Consider the following 749-nt stretch of genomic DNA (forward strand, 5'->3'; position numbering starts at 1 on the left):
TGGCGGTGTCGCCGACGATGAGCGGGGACGGCTGGTGGTCGCCGAGGAAGACCATCACGGTGTTCTCGTCGCCGTAGAGTTCCAGCCAGGAGATCACGGTGGTCATCGTGTACTGGATCGACCGGGAGTATTCGCGCCGGAGCTTCACCGGGTCCTTCCAGATGGTGCGGACCTTCTTGCCCTCCTGCTGGATCTGCTTGTAGACCGAGCCGTCACCGACGTCGTCCCAGTCGATGAACTGCGGGAGCGGCGCCCACGGCGTGTGGCTGGAGACCAGCGGCATCTCGACGAACATCGGGTCGTGTTCCACGCCGTGCACGTTCTTCTCGAACCACGAGAGGGTGTACTGGTCCGGCTGCGGCGCCCAGCTGAAGGCCGGTCCCTGGTAGCCGGTGTTGCGGGAGTCGTAGACCTTGTCGTAGCCGTAGAAGTTGCCCTCCGGCCAGGCCCGGGTGGCGCCCGGCATGACGCTCATGGTGTCGAAGCCGGCCTTCTTGAAGGCCCCGGTCAGGGTGAGCCGGTTGCTCGACGTGAGGTTTCGGTAGCGGTTCTGCTTGTCGATCCACAGCCCGGACAGCAGCGTCGAGTGCGCCAGCCAGCTGCCGCCGCCCGCCGTGGGCGAGGCGAGCCAGCCGCTCTTGGTGACATAACCGGCCTTCTTCAGGGTCTCGGTGCCGTCGGCGAGCACCTCCGTCGTGCCCTTGTTGAGCGTGGGGTCCTCGATCGCCGAGCGGCCGTAGCTCTCCACG

The 749-nt window shown here is 66.4% G+C and carries 1 protein-coding gene; it reads right to left on the bottom strand.

Annotated elements, in window-relative coordinates:
• On the bottom strand, positions 1 to 749 hold a 749-nt coding region (locus DMB66_RS60475), incomplete at both ends, for a sulfatase-like hydrolase/transferase (protein WP_148113011.1).

The organism is Actinoplanes sp. ATCC 53533, from assembly GCF_003947245.1.